This window comes from Methylobacterium sp. WL103 (assembly GCF_008039885.1).
Classification (GTDB): domain Bacteria; phylum Pseudomonadota; class Alphaproteobacteria; order Rhizobiales; family Beijerinckiaceae; genus Methylobacterium; species Methylobacterium cerastii.
On the sequence record NZ_VRUX01000743.1, the window covers coordinates 1 to 1,808 of the forward strand.

Annotated in this window: 3 protein-coding genes; 2 read left to right on the forward strand and 1 reads right to left on the reverse strand. The window is 70.2% G+C overall.

Annotated features, from left to right (window positions below; all coding sequences use genetic code 11):
- Positions 1-267 (forward strand): DUF1932 domain-containing protein (locus FV222_RS24935; protein ID WP_147815898.1); only part of this gene is annotated, 267 nt, incomplete at its 5' end.
- A 365-nt stretch (positions 268-632) separates the two neighbouring features.
- The gene (locus tag FV222_RS24940) at positions 633-926 is read left to right on the forward strand and encodes a hypothetical protein (RefSeq protein WP_147752558.1); all 294 of its coding nucleotides are present in this window, start codon (positions 633-635) and stop codon (positions 924-926) included.
- An 80-nt stretch (positions 927-1,006) separates the two neighbouring features.
- Here the strand turns inward: FV222_RS24940 and FV222_RS24945 are convergent, their stop codons facing one another.
- Positions 1,007-1,585 (reverse strand): type 1 glutamine amidotransferase domain-containing protein, encoded by a 579-nt coding sequence (locus FV222_RS24945; protein ID WP_147761992.1) that lies wholly within the window; start codon positions 1,583-1,585, stop codon positions 1,007-1,009.
- Positions 1,586-1,808: the final 223 nt, after the last annotated feature.

Below are 1,808 nucleotides of genomic sequence, written 5' to 3' on the forward strand. Positions count from 1 at the left end.
GCGCTGCAGGCCGAGCTCGCCGAGAGCGAGCCGGAGCTGCTCGCCCGGTTCGCCGCTGGCTTTCCCGACATGATGCCGAAGGCCCATCGCTGGGTCGCGGAGATGCACGAGATCGCCGACTTCCTCGCGCCGGACCGCGCCGGCGGGCAAGTCTTCGCCGGCGCGGCCGAGATTTTTACACGGCTCGCGGCGTCCGAGGGTGAGGCGGACGTCGTCGCGCTGCTCGCCTTCGCCGAGGCCGCAGGCGGATCGTCGCGGACGCGCTGATCGCGCCGCGCTTCGGTTGCCGGCTCGGGGCACTTCACCTATGCCAGCGGTCCCTGCGGCCGATGCGCCTGATGGTTTCGCGAGCCCGCTCGGGCCTGCATGGACGCGGGGTCGGCAGTGACGGGGCGGCTCGGACCAGTTCTCTGGACCGTTCCTGTGAAACCTGGTGGGCCGGGATGCTGCAGGCGTGTCGGAGGCGCGGGGAACAGGAACCGCGGACCCGGCGCATGGCCCACACAAGTTTCGACCCGTTCCGGGACGGAGGTCGGCGCAGGCCTTCGGCTTTCGTTCACGCTCTTCGGCAACAGTGAGGACGGGCCGGGGAACCGGCCGCGTGTCACTGCGTTTTGCCGGGCTTGACCATCATGCGGGGGTTCCTCACCAGCGGCGTCAAGGCGATCCTGGCGATCGCGGCGCTGTCCACCGCCGCCCACTGGGCGCTTCGGGTCCAGCGCGATCCGGCGCCCAGCGCGCAGATCCAGGCGAGCCTCCCCGATCCGGCCACAACCGGGTCGATCGAGCCGCGCAGGGCAGAGCGCGCCGCGGCCCAGCCGGCCAAGGCGTCGGCCAACCTCGATCAGGATCACCTCTCGGCGCTCATCGCCAGCACCACCGGCGCGAAACCGAAGCCGCAGAAAGCGCTCGTCGCCAAGCGCTGAGCGCTTCGGGCGACCGTCTCGAAACACGCGAAAGGCCGCCCACCGAAAGGTGGACGGCCTCGTCGCGTTCGGACAACCGATCAGGCGGCGAGCGACCGCGGCGCGTGCCGCCCTTCCGCGATCTCCTCGATGATCTTGGCCGAGAAGGCGTCGAGATCGCCCGGGTTGCGGCTGGTGACGATACCGTGGTCGGTCACGACCTCCCGGTCGTGCCAGCGGCCGCCGGCGTTGATCACGTCCGTGCGGATCGAGGAGAACGAGGTCAGGTCGCGGCCCTTCGCGGCGCCGACCTCGATCAGCAGCCACGGCGCGTGACAGATCGCGGCGACCACCTTGCCGGAGGTCACGAAGGCCTTGATCACCTCCAGCGCCTTCGGCTCGAGGCGGAGCTTGTCCGGGTTGATCTGGCCGCCGGGCAGGACGAGCGCGTCGTAGGCGCCCGGGTCGACGCCTTCCAGGTCGAGGTCGACCGCGACGTTCTTGCCCCAGTCGGTCTTGTCCCAGCCGCGGATCGATTCCGGCTTCTCGCGCGACTTCGGCGCGGCGACGTGCACCGTCGCGCCGGCCTGGCGCAGCTTGGCCTGGGGAACGGTGAGTTCGGTCTCCTCGAACCCGTCGGTGGCGAGGATCAGGACCTTGGCTTGCTTGATGTCGGGCATGGCGTTTCGCTCCGCATGGATGGCGTCGGCCGGCAAACCGGGACGCTCGCGCGCGGTTCCCGGACCAAGCGGCAACCCAGGACTGCGCGGAACCCTCGCGCGGGCGAACCGCATTCACTTATACACAACTCACAGCCCACGATACCGCATCCTATCTCGTATGCCGGCATCAGCTAGAAAAAAACACGGGGCGGGGGCGGGGGGCGGGGGCGGGGGGCGGGGG

Bases quoted from the DNA above. Each gene is read 5' to 3' on its own strand.
- FV222_RS24940 (WP_147752558.1), top strand. From the start codon at position 633: ATGCGGGGGTTCCTCACCAGCGGCGTCAAGGCGATCCTGGCGATCGCG.
- FV222_RS24945 (WP_147761992.1), bottom strand. From the start codon at position 1,585: ATGCCCGACATCAAGCAAGCCAAGGTCCTGATCCTCGCCACCGACGGG.